This is a genomic window from Nonomuraea sp. NPDC048882, assembly GCF_040649755.1.
Taxonomy (GTDB): Bacteria; Actinomycetota; Actinomycetes; order Streptosporangiales; family Streptosporangiaceae; genus Nonomuraea; species Nonomuraea maheshkhaliensis.
The window spans coordinates 133629-149168 of record NZ_JBEZGB010000011.1 but is presented as its reverse complement, the minus strand read 5'-3'; the positions used below and the strand labels follow the sequence as shown (position 1 = coordinate 149168).

7 protein-coding genes and 1 pseudogene are annotated in these 15540 nt (G+C 72.9%); 5 read left to right on the top strand and 3 right to left on the bottom strand.

All coding sequences use genetic code 11. The features are described from left to right. The first annotated feature begins 8 nt into the window (after nt 1-8). The gene (sigJ, locus tag AB0C27_RS34600; protein WP_357852823.1) at nt 9-902 is read left to right on the top strand and encodes an RNA polymerase sigma factor SigJ; all 894 of its coding nucleotides are present in this window, start codon (nt 9-11) and stop codon (nt 900-902) included. Here the strand turns inward: sigJ and AB0C27_RS34595 are convergent. The 3 genes from AB0C27_RS34595 to AB0C27_RS34585 form a co-directional block, all read right to left on the bottom strand. Further along, a complete protein-coding gene (locus tag AB0C27_RS34595) occupies nt 847-3051 on the bottom strand; it encodes a hypothetical protein (protein WP_357852820.1) in 2205 nt (734 codons plus the stop codon). The two genes, sigJ and AB0C27_RS34595, sit on opposite strands and share 56 nt — an antisense overlap. Nucleotides 3052-3172: 121 nt before the next feature. Continuing rightward, on the bottom strand, nt 3173-5473 hold the full coding sequence (locus tag AB0C27_RS34590) for a hypothetical protein (RefSeq protein WP_357852817.1): 2301 nt from the start codon (nt 5471-5473) through the stop codon (nt 3173-3175). Nucleotides 5474-5499: 26 nt separating this feature from the next. Beyond that, the gene (locus AB0C27_RS34585; RefSeq protein WP_357852814.1) at nt 5500-7707 is read right to left on the bottom strand and encodes a hypothetical protein; all 2208 of its coding nucleotides are present in this window, start codon (nt 7705-7707) and stop codon (nt 5500-5502) included. Nucleotides 7708-7829: 122 nt separating this feature from the next. Here AB0C27_RS34585 and AB0C27_RS34580 point away from each other — a divergent pair, with 122 nt between their 5' ends. The 4 genes and pseudogenes from AB0C27_RS34580 (at nt 7830) to AB0C27_RS34565 (ending at nt 15315) form a co-directional block, all read left to right on the top strand. Continuing rightward, nucleotides 7830-8219 (top strand): VOC family protein, encoded by a 390-nt coding sequence (locus AB0C27_RS34580; protein WP_357852812.1) that lies wholly within the window; start codon nt 7830-7832, stop codon nt 8217-8219. A gap of 165 nt (nt 8220-8384) precedes the next feature. Next, nucleotides 8385-8722, top strand: a pseudogene (locus tag AB0C27_RS34575) (zinc-binding dehydrogenase); the annotation flags it as partial. 93 nt (nt 8723-8815) lie between these two features. Further along, entirely contained in the window at nt 8816-11164 is a 2349-nt protein-coding gene (locus tag AB0C27_RS34570; RefSeq protein ID WP_357852809.1) for a trypsin-like serine protease, read from the top strand. Between the two features lie 74 nt (nt 11165-11238). Beyond that, complete coding sequence (locus tag AB0C27_RS34565; RefSeq protein ID WP_357852806.1) at nt 11239-15315, top strand: DddA-like double-stranded DNA deaminase toxin; 4077 nt, start codon at nt 11239-11241, stop codon at nt 15313-15315. Nucleotides 15316-15540 lie beyond the last annotated feature (225 nt).

Here is a 15540-nt window from a genome sequence, read left to right as displayed (position 1 = left end):
GCGACGGCATGGGGACGGCTGGGACCGGCGCCGACGAGACGGTCGATGCGCGGCGCCACCTGATCAACGTCGCCTACCGGCTGCTCGGTTCGGCGGCCGAGGCCGAGGATGCCGTACAGGAGGCGTACACCCGCTGGTACGCGCTGCCGCCGGGCCGGCGGCAGGAGATCGTGTCCCCCGGCGCCTGGCTGACGACGGTGACCAGCCGCATCTGCCTGGACGTGCTCGGCTCGGCGCGGGCCCGGCGGGAACGCTATGTCGGCGCGTGGTTGCCCGAGCCGCTGCCCGACCCCGCCGAGCGGGACCACGGCCACGGGGCCGACCCCGCCGACCAGCTGGTCATGAACGAATCGGTGTCGATGGCCTTCCTCGTCGTCCTGGAGTCGATGACGCCCGCGGAACGGGTGGCGTTCGTCCTGCACGACGTGTTCCGCTACCCCTTCGCCGAGATCGCCGGCATCCTCGACCGCACCCCGGCCTCCTGCAAGCAACTGGCGTCCTCCGCCCGCAGGCGGGTGGGCGTCGCGCGGACCCCGGTGCCGCCGGCCACGCGGGCCGAGACGATCCGGCGGGTGAAGCGGGCATGGGAGGCGAAGGACATCGCGGCCCTGATCGACCTCCTCGACCCGGCCGCCGTGATGACCGCCGACGGCGGCGGCCTGGCCGGCACCGTCCTGCACCCGATCGAGGGCGGCACGCGGGTCGCCCGCTATCTGCTCGCCATCGCCGAGCGGAGTCCAGGGATCGAGCTCGTGGAGCGGTCGGTCAACGGTATTCCTGGCCTGGTGGCCGAGGTCGCGGGCGTCGTCACGACCGTGGCCTCGTTCGAGGTCGCAGGCGGCCGCGTCACCCGCATCTGGGCGGTGCGCAACCCCGAGAAGCTGGGGGCGTGGACGGGGTGAGGTTGAGCGGAGTGGTGACGTGCAGGTTCCAGTCGAGGCCGGTCTGCGCGGAGTTGTGATCGATCCAGGCGATCGCGGGGTTCCCGTCGGCGTTGAGGGTCATGGCCAGCCGTTCGCCGAAGCCGTTCTCGTTCTTCGACACGGCGATCTGCTCGCAGCGGGCACCGGTGCAGACGGCGAGCATGAGCCGGCGGTGCTCGCTGCTCTCGTACGCCACGAGCGGCCGCCCCGAGTGGTCCAGGACCAACGCCGGGGCCGCGTCGTGCTCGCCGCCGGCGCCCAGCACGCGCGCGTCGGCCTGGGCGCAGTCGGGGGTGCGGCAGTCGAGCAGCTTGTTCATCTGGTCACGCGGGTCCCGGTAGGCGATGACGGGACGGCCGTCGGGGCGTACCGCCAGGGCCAGACCGGCCGTCCAGGGCAGAGTGTCGAGGCCCGGCGGCGCGGGCGGCACGGGGCTGGTGGTGATCGGACGGTGGCAGGCGGCGTCCTGGCAGGAGATCACCTGGATGTGGCCGGTGGCGGGGGCGTACCGGGCGGCCACTGGACGGTCGTCGGGGCCGACGGCGACGGCCAGGTTGGCGAACGTCGGCCAGTACAAGGTCCGCTCCAGCCGCGCGACCTGCCTGCGCTCAGGGCGCGCGCAGCTCGGGTCCGCGCAGAGGACGAACGCGAGCACGTCGTGTTCCGGCCGGTCACCGTCCGCCGGATCCGCCTCGGCGTGGGCCACGACCGGGCCGCCGCCGCGCCGCACGGCCAGCGCCACCCCGACCGTGTCCGGCCGTGAGGAGCGGGTCGTCGCGACGGCTCCGCTGCTGCGTACGCATCCGGTCGCCTCGCACGTGAGCAGTTCCAGCCGGGAGGAGGCCCAGGTGGTCAGCAGGAGACGCCCGTCGGGCAGGCGGGCGCTGGCCGCGCCGGGCTCCCACCGGGTGCCGGAGTCGCGTGGCTCGGCCCACTCGAAACTCGCCGTCCCGCACGAGGGGTCGGCGCAGGCCAGCAGGCCGGCGTCGTCGTCGGCGCCGTCCATCACGGCGATCAGGCGCGGGCCGCGTCCGGTGTGCAGGGCGCGCAGATCGAACGGACGCACTACCGGCCGCCGCTCGTGGGCGAGGAAGGGGAACTTCTGCGGCACCCACGACTCCGTCACGTTCGTCTCGGTGATCTCGGGCCGGCCGAACGGGTTGACCAGGACGACCCCGCCGAACAGCAGTCCCGGCACCAGCGCCACCGGCACGAGACCCACCCTGACCGGACCCGGCGAAGCGCCGTCGGGCAGGCCGTGCGTCAGGTCCGTGTCGTCCACCTCGGTACGCCAGGCCATGCCATGCAGGAACTGGCGCGTGACCACCGCGGCCTGGAAGGGCGTGACGGCCAGCACCAGCACGGTTCCAGCCGGCCCCCAGCCGAGGGATGCGAGCGCGCCGGGCAGCAGATCGAGCCCGGCCGCCACCGTCCACGCCGCCGCGCCGGGAACGAGCACCACACCAAAGGCCAGCGTCGCCGCGGTGGACAGGAACCGCAGCTTGGTCAGCCGGTACGCGCGCCGGATCGACCCCAGCCCGCCACAGCCGTGCAGCAGCACAGCGGGCACGGCCAGCAGCCCAGGCAGCGCCGCGAAAACGGCCGCCACCAGCAGCACGTCACCCAGCCAGCCCTGACCGGCCAGCACCGGCAGCACATCGCCCATCCGGCGCCGATCGGTCACCACCCGCACGCCCGCCCGTGCGGCCCAGATCGCCCCAAAGGCGAGCACGCCGACCAGGAGCAGCACGAGCAGAGACGGCAGCCGCCGCACCACCGCCCGCAGCGCCTCCACCGGCGGCACCGGCCGGTCCACCAGGTGACCCGCGGCGATGAGCACGGTGGCGGGGAACACCACGAGCTGCCCCGCCACCGCGACCACCGCCACGACGACGGTCCAGATCGTCAGCGCGGTATCGGAGTTTCCGATCAGCTGGAGCCGCTGATCGACCACCGCCGCCGCGTCGCCGGCCGTCGCCGTCAGCGCCGTCAGAGTCAGCGTGGCGAGTGGCACGTGTACGAGCACGCCGGGCAGAGCGAGCCGCATCAGGCGCCGCGCGGCGTCCAGGTAACTCAGAAACGGCACGGGGGAGGCGCGGAGCCGTTCGACGTGCTGCATCGAGGTCACAGGTGGAACAGTGGCAGGACGTGTCGTCGGCTTTCTCGCGACTTGCCGAAAATGGTCTGGCCGACGTGAAGGCGGCCGGCTCGGCGTCGCCGACGCATAAGGCCGGTCCGGCGTTCGTGGTCTACCGCAACGTGAGGGGCGCGGTCACGACCAGGGACCACTCGTCGCCGGTCGGCAGATCGTCCTCGCCGGCGAAGTCGACCCAGCTCAGCACCGGACGGTCGCGGCCGTCCAAGGCCATGGCCAGACCGTGGTCGCCGCCCTGCCGGATCCGTGCGACCGGGGTCCGCGCGCAGCGCGTTCCCGTGCAGGTGGCGATGACGACCTGGGCCCGGTCGACGTCCTGGTAGGCCACGTACGCGCGCCCGTCCCGGCTCAGCGCCAGCGCCGGCATCGAGTGGCGTTCGCCCGGCTCGGTCAGGGTCGCCGTGCCGGCCTGCGCGCACGCGTGATCGCGGCAGTCGAGCAGCTTGATCGCGCCGTCCGTCACGTCCCGATAGACGATCAGCGGGCGGCCGTCGGCACGGATCGCCATGGCGGCGCGAGCCCGGCGATCCCGATCGAAATAAGGCGACTCGTCCTTGAGGGGCCGTTCGGTCCGGGTTCGGGCGCAGGCGGGGTCGTCGCAGGAGATCACGACCATCGAGCCGGTGTGGCGATCGACGCCGAGGACGACAGGCCGGTCGTCAGGTCCCACCCCGGCGACGAGCTCGCGCATGATCTCCGTCTCCTCGTTGCCGGGCAGCCGAGCCACCTCCTTGGTACGCCGCCGCGCGCAGGACGGATCATCACATGTCGTGATCGAGAGCACTTCGGTGAAGCCGTCGTCCTCTTTCCAGAGGGGGATCGCACGGAGCTGGGCGAGCGCCAGGCCGCCGCCGGGCCGTGCCGCCAGGGCGAGCACCCTGCTCTTGGTGGCCTCCGTCGCCTCCGCGAGCGGTTCGCCCCCGGCCGCCGTGACGCACGCCTTGGCATCGCAGAGCCGCAGCCCGAGCCGGGCGGTCCAGTTCTCGTCCCACACCGATACGTACATCTCGTCGATCGCCCAGCTCGTCACGGCGATGCGGCCGTCCGCCAGCCGGGCGCCGGTCGCCGGGTACTCGCCGGCCGCGGCCTCAGGCTCGGCCCAGGTGAGCCGGCCCCGGGTGCAGGCGCTGTCCGCGCAGGTCAGCAGCTTCGCCTGAGCGGAGCCGTCCATGAGCATGACCATGCGCCCGTCCTGGCCCGCGTAGAGGGCACGCAGGTCCGGCCAGTCGATCGAAGGTTTCGAGCGCGTGCCCTCCGTGACCGTCTCGACGCCGGGATCGCCCGCTCTGCTGACGTTCATGATGGTCTCGGAGACCTCCAGCAGGCCCCGCGGATTGACCAGTACGGCGCCGTACAGCAGGCCGGGCAGGAGCAGCCCCGCGAGGAGCAGCCCCGCGAGGAGCGGCACCGGCCTGGTCGGGCGCGGCGCACTCGCCGGCAGGCCGTCGATGACCGCGTCGAACGCGGCGATCCTGTCCTTGGCGGCCAGGCGGTGCAGGAACAGGCGCGCGATCACCATCGCCTGGAACGGCACGAGGACGAGCGTCACGACGGTGACCGCTCCGGCCCGCAGCAGCGGCGTCCCGGACGCCACCCCGTTCACCACCTGCGTGATCAGCGCGGGGAAGAACACGACGCCGAACGCCAGCGTGAGCGCGCTCCCCCAGGTGGCGCCCGTCGCCAGCCGGTACGCCCGGCCCAGCGGCCCCACCGGCCGGTCCGTCCCGACGAACGGGTCCACCGGTCCCATCGGCCAGTTCGTCCGGCCGAGCGAACCCACCGGGTCCGCCGGCCGGTCCGTCCGAATGCGCGCACCCGCCGGATCCTCCAGCACCACGACCGCCACCCCCAGCAGGCACGGCATCGCCAGCAGGAGCAGCACCACCATCACGAGGTAGCCCGCGACCTGCTCGTCCAGCCCGACGATGAGCACGTACCCGGCCACCAGGATCGCCGCGACCACGATCGCGCCGCGCAGGACGAGCATCGACGTCGCGGGCAGGCGCCGGGCCGCGGCTCGCATCGCGTCCGAGGTGGAGACGTGCCGGCCGGCCAGCCGGGCGGCGGCGAGCAGGACCGTGGCGGGCAGCACCAGCGCCTGCCCGGCCACCGAGACGACGAGCACCGCCGCCGACCACACCAGCAGCGGCGTGCCGGGCGGGCCGATCAGGTCGTAACTCTCGTTGACGATCGCCGTCGAGGACGGGTCCAGGACGACGAAGAACGCGGCCACGGCGAGCAGGCCGATCGGCGGGAACACCAGCAGCGCCGGCGGCAGCAGCCGCACCAGGTGCCGCCCCGCGGAGCCGTAGGCGCGCCAGAGCACGAAGTCCCGCCGCAGCTCGTCCCAGGTGTCCAGGTGCTGGTCCGCCGTGATGGCGAGGCTCTCCCTCATCGTCCCTCTCGGGCTGTTCGCCGGAATCACCGCACGGCGCGCGGCGATCGGGTCTGGTGTGGCCAGGGCAGGTTGAGCGGGACGGTGATGACCACTTCCGCGTCGGCGTAGCCGACGTCCGTCCACACGATGTACGGCCGTCCCGCGCCGTCCAGGGTCATGGCCAAGGCGGGGCCGGGGCCGTGGCGCATGTTCCGTACGGGGACGACGGCGCAGTCGAGTCCTGAGCAGGTGGCGAGCATGATCCGGCGGCCTTCGAGGTCCTGGTAGGCGACCAGCGCCCGCCCGGACCGGTCCAGGACCAGCGCGGGGGCGGCGTGCTCCACCCCCGATGGGGCCAGCATGAGCGAATCGCCCGCCGCGCAGTCCGGGGTGCGGCAGTCCAGCAGGTGCACCGCGCCGCCGACCGCGCTGCGATAGGCGATCAGCGGGCGGCCGTCCGCCCGCACGGCCAGCGACACTCCGGCCAGGTGACCGTAGTCGCCGGACTCGTCGAAGCGCCGGTTGACCTCGGCCGTGGGTCCCGCTTCGCGAAGGTCCTCCCAGATCGGGGCGACCGGCCGGCGCACCCGTACCCGCTCGCAGGCCGGGTCCGCGCAGGAGATCACGTGCAGGGCGCCGGTCAGGCTGTCCAGCCGCGCCGCGACCGCGCGTCCGCCCGGCCCCATGGCGACGGCGAGGCTGTGCGGAGCCCGGACGAACGCCCGGGAATTCACCCGCGCGACCGGTTTCGTCCGCGGCCGGGAGCAGGCGACGTCGTCGCAGACGATCAGCGAGAACGTCTCCGCCACCGACGGCTCGAAGTCGCCCGCCGGCACCTCGGCGGCCTGGACGAGCACCACGCCGCCGCCGGGCCGTGCGGCCAGCGCCAGGTTCGGGCGCGGATGGAGGTCCCGCACCTGGGTGACGTACGTGCCGCCGGGCGCGTCGAGGCAGCCGCGCCCGTCGCAGGTCAGCAGCCGGGCCCGCCACCTGTCCTCCGTCCGCTCCCACCGCACCACCAGGAGCCGCCCGTCGGGCAGCCTGGTGGACGCGGACGGAGGATGGATGGCCTCGCGCATCTGCTCGTTCCTGCCGCCCCAGCGGTTGGAAAGGCGCGTGCACCGGACATCGGAGCAGGTCAGCAGCTGAGAGGCGGAGTCGAAGCCGGAGTCGGTCAGTACCGTCACGCCCTCGCCGGGCCCCGCGAACACGGCCCGCAACTCTCCCGGGGACAAGCGCGCCGAGCCTTCGTCGAAGTAGGCGGGATCGCGGGCGAGCGTCTGTTGCGCGTATGTCTCGGCGATCTCCGGCAGGCCCAGCGGGTTGACCAGCACGATGGCGCCGAACGCCAGCCCCGGCAGGAGCAGCGACGCCAGCACGGGCACGGGCCTGGCCGGACCGGAGGGCCCGGCGGGCAGCCGTTCGACGATGTCGCCGAGCGCGCCGGCGTCCGGGAACCTGGCCACGTGGTAGAGGAACTGACGGGTGACCACCATGGCCTGGAACGGCGTGACCAGCAACGACAGGGCGACTCCCGCCGTGCCGGACACGATCGTCAGCGCCGGTCCTGACAGCCCGTCCACACCCCGGTCGAGCGCCCACGCGGCCGCCAGCGGCAGCGCGACCGTGCCGATCAGCAGCGTGAACGCGGTGACGTGCAGCCACCGGGCGCTCAGCCGGTACGCGCGCACGACGGCGGCCGGCGCCGAGCGGCGCTCCAGCACGACGCCCGGCACGGCAAGCAGCGCCGGCAGGGCGGCCAGGAGCAGCACCGTCCCGATGATCCACATCCACCCCTGCCCGAGGACCAGCAGCACCCAGAACGCGACGGCCACGACGGCGGCGAGCCAGGCCAGAGCGAGCAGGGCCAGGGCGAGCAGGGCCGGCGCCCGCCGCGCCGCCGCCCGCAGCGCGGCGACCGGCGGCACCCGCCGGCCGAGCAGCCGTCCCGCGGCCACGGTCACGATCGCGGGGAAGACCAGCACCGCCAGGACGAGCCAGACGACCGGCACCGCCGCCGCCCACACCCATGACGCCCCGGCGGGTACGTCCGTCAGCTCCGGCTCCCCGTTGACCACGATGAGCCCGTCGTTCACCGCGATGACCAGGACGAGCGTGGCGAGCAGGCTCAGCGGCACGAGCACGAGCGCGCTCGGCGCCAGCAGGGGCACCAGGTGGCGGGCGGCGTCGCCGTAGCTCCGGCGCAGCACGCCGAAGCGCGCCAGCCGTTCCATGAGCTCGTCGTGTTCCACGGGCCGACTGTGACAAATGTCCGTTCAGGCCCGCCGTTCACCTGACAGAAATGGTCTAGGACGGGTCGCGTCGCGGGGGCCGCATACGGATCGGGACGTTCCGCACACCTAGCATGATTCCCATGCATCGCACCCGTGTGTACGCCCTCCTGATCGACACCCCCGCACCCGAGGCCGAGGCGGCCGTCGCCTTCTGGGCCGCGGCGCTGGGGGCGACCGCCCGCCCGCTGCCTGACGCGGAGCAGTTCATCTCCCTGCACGGCGCCCTGCCCGAGGTCGCCCCGCACGTGGCCGTGCAGTCGATCGACGACGGCGCGCCGCGCGTGCACGTGGACATCGAGACCGACGACGTCGAGGCGGAGACCAGGCGCCTGATCGAGCTGGGCGCGAGCGAGGTGGGGCGGTGGCAGGAGTGCCGCACGCTGCGTACGCCCGGCGGCCACGTCATGTGCGTGCTGCCCGTGGAGAGCGACGCCGCGCTGTTCGACGCGGAGGCCAAAACCTGGCCCTGAGGTGCGGAACTCCTCGCTGCGGGTCCACAGCTCGCCGACGAGGTCGTGCAGCTCCTTGTCGTGGGGGTTGCGGCCGGCGTCGGCGCGCGCACCCTCGTCGCCACCGCCGGGGTGCCGGACGAGAACCTGTGGCCGAGCCTGCTGGCCGTCTCCGACGTCATGGGCACCGGCGGCATCGGCGCCGACGCGATCCTGGAGTGCGTGGGCACCGACCAGGCCATGCGGCAGGCCGTGCACGCGGCACGCCCCGGCGGGAGCATCGGCTTCGTCGGCCTCCCCACGGGGTCGCCGTCGACGGATGGGAGCTGTTCCTCTCCCAGGCGGGCCTGCGCGGCGGCCCCGCCCCCGTGCGCCGCTACCTGCCCGACCTGATCGAGCGCGTGCTGAGCGGCCGGATCGACCCCGGCCGGGTCTTCGACCTCACGCTGCCGCTGGAGCGGGTCGCCGAGGGCTACCGGGCCATGGACGAGCGCCGCGCCATCAAGACCCTGCTCAAGCCCTGACCACACGCGGCCCGAGCCCACCGCGCGAAGTGCCCGCTGAGTGTCCGGTTACTGTCCTGGTTCGGCTCGGAGCCCGGCTCCCACAATCATGCCGTGAACCTCCAGCGAACATTCCGCTTCTTATCCCTCACTCTCCTGTCTTTATTACTGCTCTGGGCCGGGACGATCCCGGCCCAGGCGGTGCGAGGCGGCGGCCAGGTCGCCGACGGCACCTGGGGTTTCGTGGCGAAGGTGAACGTCGGTGAGTTGCACGGGTGCACCGGCGCCCTGGTCAGCTCGCAGTACGTGATCACCGCCACGAGTTGTCTGGCCGCCGCGGGGCAGTCCGTCACGACCGGCAGGCCGAAGGTGGCGACGACGGTCACCGTCGGCAGGACGGACCTGCTCGGCACGGGCGGCCGAGTGCTGCCCGTGGAGTGGATCCACCCGCACCGCGACCGGGACGTGGTGCTGGTCCGGCTGGCGTTGCGGGTGCTCGGCGTCGCCCCCGTCGCTGTCAGCGCGACCGCCCCCGCCGAAGGGGACGCGTTGCAGGTCGCCGGCTTCGGCAGGACGGCGCAGGAGTGGGCGCCGCGCCGGCTGCACGCCGCGCCGGTCGTGGCCGGGGCGGTGACGGCGGACTCGTTCGGCTGGACCGGCGCCGACGCGGGCGACGTGAGCGCCTGCCAGGGCGACGCGGGCGCACCGGTCTTCCGCACCGGCGGCAGTGCCCCCGAGCTCGTCGGGCTCGGCATCGGCGCAGGCCAGGGCGGCTGCCTCGGCGCGGCCGACGACGGGCCGCGCGGCGCCGACGCGGTGCGCGTGGACGACCTGGCGAACTGGGTCCGCCTGGTCGCGGGCGAGCCCACGGAGAACTTCCGCGCGTACGGGAACCACTCCACCGGGATCGGCGGCTACGACCTGGCGGACGCCAGGGACCAGGTGGTGGCGTTCGACTACGAGCACACGGGCAAGCTCGATCATCTGCTGCTGTACCGCCCGGGCGGGGAGCGCGTCTCCATCGTCAAGCAGGGCGCGGACGGCGCCTACACCCCGGTCTTCTCCTCGACCACCGGGATCGGCGGCTACGACCTGAAGCGGGCGGCCGACCGGATCATCGCCTTCGACTACGAGAGTTCCGGCAAGCTGGACCACCTGCTGCTGTACCGGCCGGGGGTCGGGACGGTGCACATCCTCAAGCACGGCAGCGGAAACACGTTCACCCCGGTCTACGCCTCGACCGACGCCGGGATCGGCGGCTACACCATGAAGGACGCCAGGGATCAGGTGGTGGCGTTCGACTACGAGCACACGGGCAAGCTCGATCACCTGCTGCTGTACCGTCCTGGCGCGGAGACGGTCTCGATCCTCAGGCACGGCGCGGGGAACTCGTTCAGCGCGGTGCTGAACAGGACGACCGGGATCGGCGGCTATGACCTGAAGAGCGCGGCGGACCGGATCATCGCCTTCGACTACGAGGGCTCGGGCAAGCTCGATCATCTGGTGGCCTACCGTCCGGGCACGGGAACCCTCTGGATTCTCAAGCACGGCGCGGGAGACGCGTTCAGCGCGGTGTATCACAGCTCGACCGGCATCGGCGGCTACAACCTGGCGGACGTACGGGATCAGGTGGTGGCCTACGACTACGAGCACACGGGCAAACTCGATCATCTCGTGCTGTACCGTCCTGGCGCGCAGACCGCCTGGATTCTCAAGCACGGCGCGGGGAACGCGTTCAGCGCGGTGTTCCACAGCTCGGCCGGCATCGGCGGCTACGACCTGAAGAGCGGGGCCGACCGCGTCATCGCCTGGGACCACCGGCATTCCGGCGGGCCGGGCTACCTGTTCCTCTACCGGCCGGGCAGCCAGATCGCGTGGATCCTGGGCCGCGCCTACGGGCCCGCGGTGCCGGCCAACGTCACCGTGCAGCCCGTCGTCCGCCCGGACTCCATCCTGGAGAGGTTCGCCTACCCCGTGCACTACCGGCACGAGTTCGCCGGCACCTCAGGGCAGGCCGACTGGGGCACGGAAGCGGCCGAGGCGAAGAACTTCGAGCTGGTCTCCGGGAACGGCGGGCTCATCTGGGTCTCGTGCACCGCGTCCGCGGAGAACGGGGTCGGCGTGATCAAGGTCTTCCCCGGCCTGCTGAACGGCCAGACCGAGATCGGCGAGCCGCATCTCGGCGTGACGGCGGTGTGCTTCAAGGTCCTCGCGCCCACGGGGTACGTGAAGCTCCGCATCCCGAACGTCTACGAGGTCCAGGGCGACAGCCGTTCGCCGGGAGCCGGTCACGACGTGGACGCGACGGTGGTGAACGTGTCCTCCGGCACGGAGCGGACCAAGCGCGTCGAGCGCGACGAGAGCGAGCAGTTCGGACGTACGGATACGACCTGCGATGAGGGTCATCCGGATTATCCCGACAACTGCCGGGAGACCCTGCTGGAGCTGCGGGTCGTCAACTGATCACCGGCCGGTCGGCCTTCCTGGCCGACCGGCCTGTTCCTCTCTGAAGCATCGACCGAAACGGTGGAAATGCGATGCGTGCGTTATGTGACAGGGCTCCCTGGAAGACGGCCGGAGTCGTCGGAGCCGTGCTCTCGCTGCTCCTCATGGGCGCCCCGATCGGCGAGGTACGGGCCGCGACGGCGGCCGATCCCCCCGCCGCGCCGGCCTGCGAACGCCAGGTGGTCCTGGAAGCCTGGGTCACGGGCGGCGTGAACGTCCGCCCGGCCGCCGAGCAGGCGCTGCTCGGGGACGAGGCGGCGATCTGCGCCTTCCTCACCCAGTTGCCCCGCCTCACGGCGCAGGACGAGCGCGAGCAGGCCGGCCGGATCAAGGCGCGCGGGGGACCCGACGTGTCCGCCGCCGCCAACGCCGCCCTGATCTCGGACGACCCCGGCGCCGTGGCGAAGTTCCTGGACGGCGGCTGGGCGCGGGCCAGGGAGATCGACCTGCGCGCCAGCGTGAACGAGATGAAGGCGGCCGGTGGGCCCGAGGTCAAGGCCGCCGCGAACGCGGTGCTGCGCGACGGGGACGCCGCGGAGCTGGGGGCGTTCATCGAGTCGGGCTGGCGGGTGCCGTACCGGCTGGATCTGCGCGCGGTCGTCAACCGCGCGATGGCGGACGGCGGCCCCGAGGTGCAGGCCGCGGCGAACCGGGCGCTCCAGGACGGCAGCCTGGAGATGCAGGAGCGGTTCGTCGCGATCGACTGGGGGGTGGCCCAGGCCCGCGACAACGAGAACCAGACGCTGAACGACCTGCGGGCCAGCGCCGCGGAGGCGACGCGCCGCGCGGCCTTGGAGTCGATCTCCGCGGTGGCGCAGTCCGAGCGGGCGAAGGCGGAGTCCGAGGCCGCCATGCGGGACGCGCAGGAGGCGCAGCGCTTGGCCGGGCTGGCCGGGCAGGAGTCGGCCGAGGCCAGGCGGCAGGCCCAGCGTGCCGCCGAGGCCGCCGATCGGGCCGCGGCGGCGTCGCGCGTCGCCGTACAGGCCGCGCGGGCGGCGGCGGACGCCGCACGGGCCGCCGCCGGGGCGGCAGGACGCGCGGCGACCGCGGCGGCGCGGGCGCACACGAAGTCCGACGAGGCGTGGGCGGCGGCGGCCAGGGCGGAGCTGGACGCGAACGCCGCCGACGAGGCGGCGGCGCACAACCGGACCATGCAGCAGATCGGCCCGCAGATCACCGCCTGGTTCTCGCCCATCAACCAGATCAACGACGTGACCCAGAAGGCGTACGCCGCGATCGCCGCCGCCAACTCGGCGCGGGCGAACACCGAGGCCGCGGGCCGTGCCGCCGAGGCGGCCGGCCACTACGCGGGGGTGTCCAGCGCCGAGGCGCGGGCGGCCTTCGCCGCGGCCGGGCGGGCGAAGGCGAGCGCGGACCGGGCCAGGCGCGCCACCGAGGAGACGGTGCGGCACGCGGACATCGCCAAGGACGCGGCCGGCAAGGCACGCGACGCCGCCACCCGCGCGGTGTCCTACGCCGAGCAGGCGGCGAGCGCCGCCGCCAGCGCGGCCAGTCACGCGGGCGGCGCCGTCAACGCCGCCGAACTGGCGACGGAGCACGCGAACAACGCCTACCGCGCGGCCGAGGACGCGTTGAAGGCGGCCGAGACGGCGCAGGCCGTCTACACGGCGGCGCGCGAGGCGGACGCCGAACGGCTCAAGAACGAGTTCGAGCTGGAACTCTCCTTCGCCCAGCACATCAGTCAGAAGGCCACCGAGTCCCGGCTGGGGGAGGCCCGCGGCTTCGGCGTCCCGATGCGGCGCTACCACACCCCGGAGATCGACGCGCTGATCGCCCAGGCCGCCCACCCGCAGGCCGATCCGGCCGTGGCGGCCGGCAAGGTGCGGCAGGTGGCCCGCTACTTCGCGACCGTGCCCGGCACGTGGACCAGCTCAGCCGCCATGGCCGCGCTGGGTGAGGACGACCGGGTTCTCGCCGTCGAGTTCGTCAAGAGCGGGCTCGCCGCCGCCGAGGAGCAGGACGACCGTACGACGCTGACGGCGCTCCTGGTCACCGGCAGCCCGGCCAGGAGAGCCGCAGGACAGAGGGCTCTGGACGGCTCGTGGCAGGACGTCATCGCGTTCCTCGACAACCCGGTCTATCCGGAACGAGCCGGTGAGGAGCGCGAGGAGGTCGGGCGGATCCTGGCCGCGGCCCGCCAGGCCGGCCACACGGAGACCGAGGAGGCGGCGAACCTCGCCCTGCGCTCCGACGACCCGGCCAAGCTGACGGAGTTCCTGGAGGTGACGCACAACACCGCGTACGCGATCGACGTCAGGGCGAAGGTCACCGCGATAGCCGGGGACGACCAGTACGGGACGGAGGTCCGCAACGGCGCCCGGGTGGCCCTGGCCGGCACGACGGCGACGCAGGCGGAGTTCCTGGAGGTGGAGCGGCACCGCGCGGCGGAACGCGACTACGCGACCGCCACGCACAACTACATCGCCACCTCGCTGATGATCGAGACCTCGCAGATCGCGCAGCAGGCCGTCGAATTCGCGCGCACCGCGCAGGCCGCGGCGGCGGAGGCACGCGGCGCGGCGGAGGCGGCCATCGGGTACGCCAACGACGCCGGCAGGGCCGCCGACCAGGCACGGACGTTCGCCACCCAGGCCGTCGCCCACGCCCGTGACGCCGCCGCGTCCGCCGAACGAGCGGCGCAGGCGGTCCGCACCGCCGCCGCCGCGACCAAGCAGGCCCAGCGGTCGGCCAGGGAGGCGTCTCTCTCGGCGCGCTGGGCCCGCGCCTCGGCCGTCGCGGCGGCCAAGGACGCGAGCAGCGCCTTCGCCGCCTACGACGCCGCGTTCGCCTCGGCGATCAGGGCGAACAAGAGCGCGTCGGAGGCGGCCGCCATCGCCGCCGCGGTGTTCGAGCACTACCGGGAGGAGGCCGAGAAGTATCTGAGCACGCTCAAGGGCGAGTGGTACGGGCACTGCAAGTGGGGTCCCGAGGACGGCCTGCCCGGCTACAACGACTGCAACGCGTACGTGGAGGAGATCCTCAACGACCCCAAGGGCCCGCTGCACGACCCGGACGGCTACGCGAAGGAACGCGTCGAGTACTGCAAGAGGCAGTTCGTGGGCAAGGCGCAGGACGCCTGCATGTCCGTGGTCATGAGCCCTTTGTTCTACTTCGCCGCACGGGGGATCGCCGACCAGGAGAGCGAGGCCCACCGGCTCGGCGAGGAGTACATGGCCCTGACCGCGCTGGACCTGATCAACGCCACCTCCCAGCTGACCGTGATCGGCGCGTGCAAGAACGCCTTCGGCAGCCACTGGAAGGGCAAGCCGTGGAACTTCACGGACTGCTTCACCGGGGTTCTCGACCTGACCGAGGATCCCGACTGGAACCAGTACTCGGGCCAGTGGAAGGGGACCTTCATCGAGTCCCTCGTTCCCGAGGAGCTCCGGTTCACCGAGTACAACTCGATCCTGGGCACGATGTACCTGCACGGGCACATGTCCGACCGGACCATCCTGTCGGCCATCTACGAGTCGGGCCTGGCGACCGCGCTGCACCGTACGGTGCCGGTCGGGTGCGTCCTGGAGGGCGGGGAGTGCCCGTTCGCGGACACCGCGCAGCAGCTCAAGAACGTGAGCGAGTCGCTCAAGCAGACGAACAACCAGGGCTACATCGTGGACGGGTCAGGCCGGCTGCTCGACGCGAGCGGCCTGCCCATCGCGAGCCTGCCGCCGATCGACGACCTCGACAAGTGGGCGCGCTACACGGTCGAGAGCGGGCTGCACGACGACCTGGCGGCCCTGGAGAAGCGCCTCGCCCTGCTGTACGGGCAGGCGTTCGGGCTGCCGATGGCGCCTCCGGCCTGGCACCTTGAGACGCAGCTCGCCTATCGCGTCGCCACCCGGGACGTGGAGCTGCGGGACAACACGCTCCGGCTCGTCATGAACAATCCGGGCGGCGTCTGCGACGCGGTGCCGATCGAGGGCACCGGGCCCGACCGGGAGCGGCAGGCGGTGGCCGGGTGCGTGCAGGCCGTCAAGATGTTGCTCCCGGCCGGAACGACCATGATCATCTACTATCCGGACCCGGACAATCCGGCCGAACTCCTCGAAGTCACGGTGCGCGGGGTGGGCCGCTGGCTGGACTGACAGTGATGATGTAGATGAGCGCTTCTCGCCAGAGTCTGACCCATGGACTGACACTCACCTTGCCCCCGTCACCTTGACCCACCGGCCGGAATCACCAGGTTCCGGCCGGTGGCCTTTCCATCGCCGCCGCCAGGGATGTGCTCGCCCAGTGCCTGGCCGCCGGCGGTGCACCGGCGCCACCTCCTCGCCCGCCACCGGTGGCGGGCCGTGGGCACTGCGGGCCGA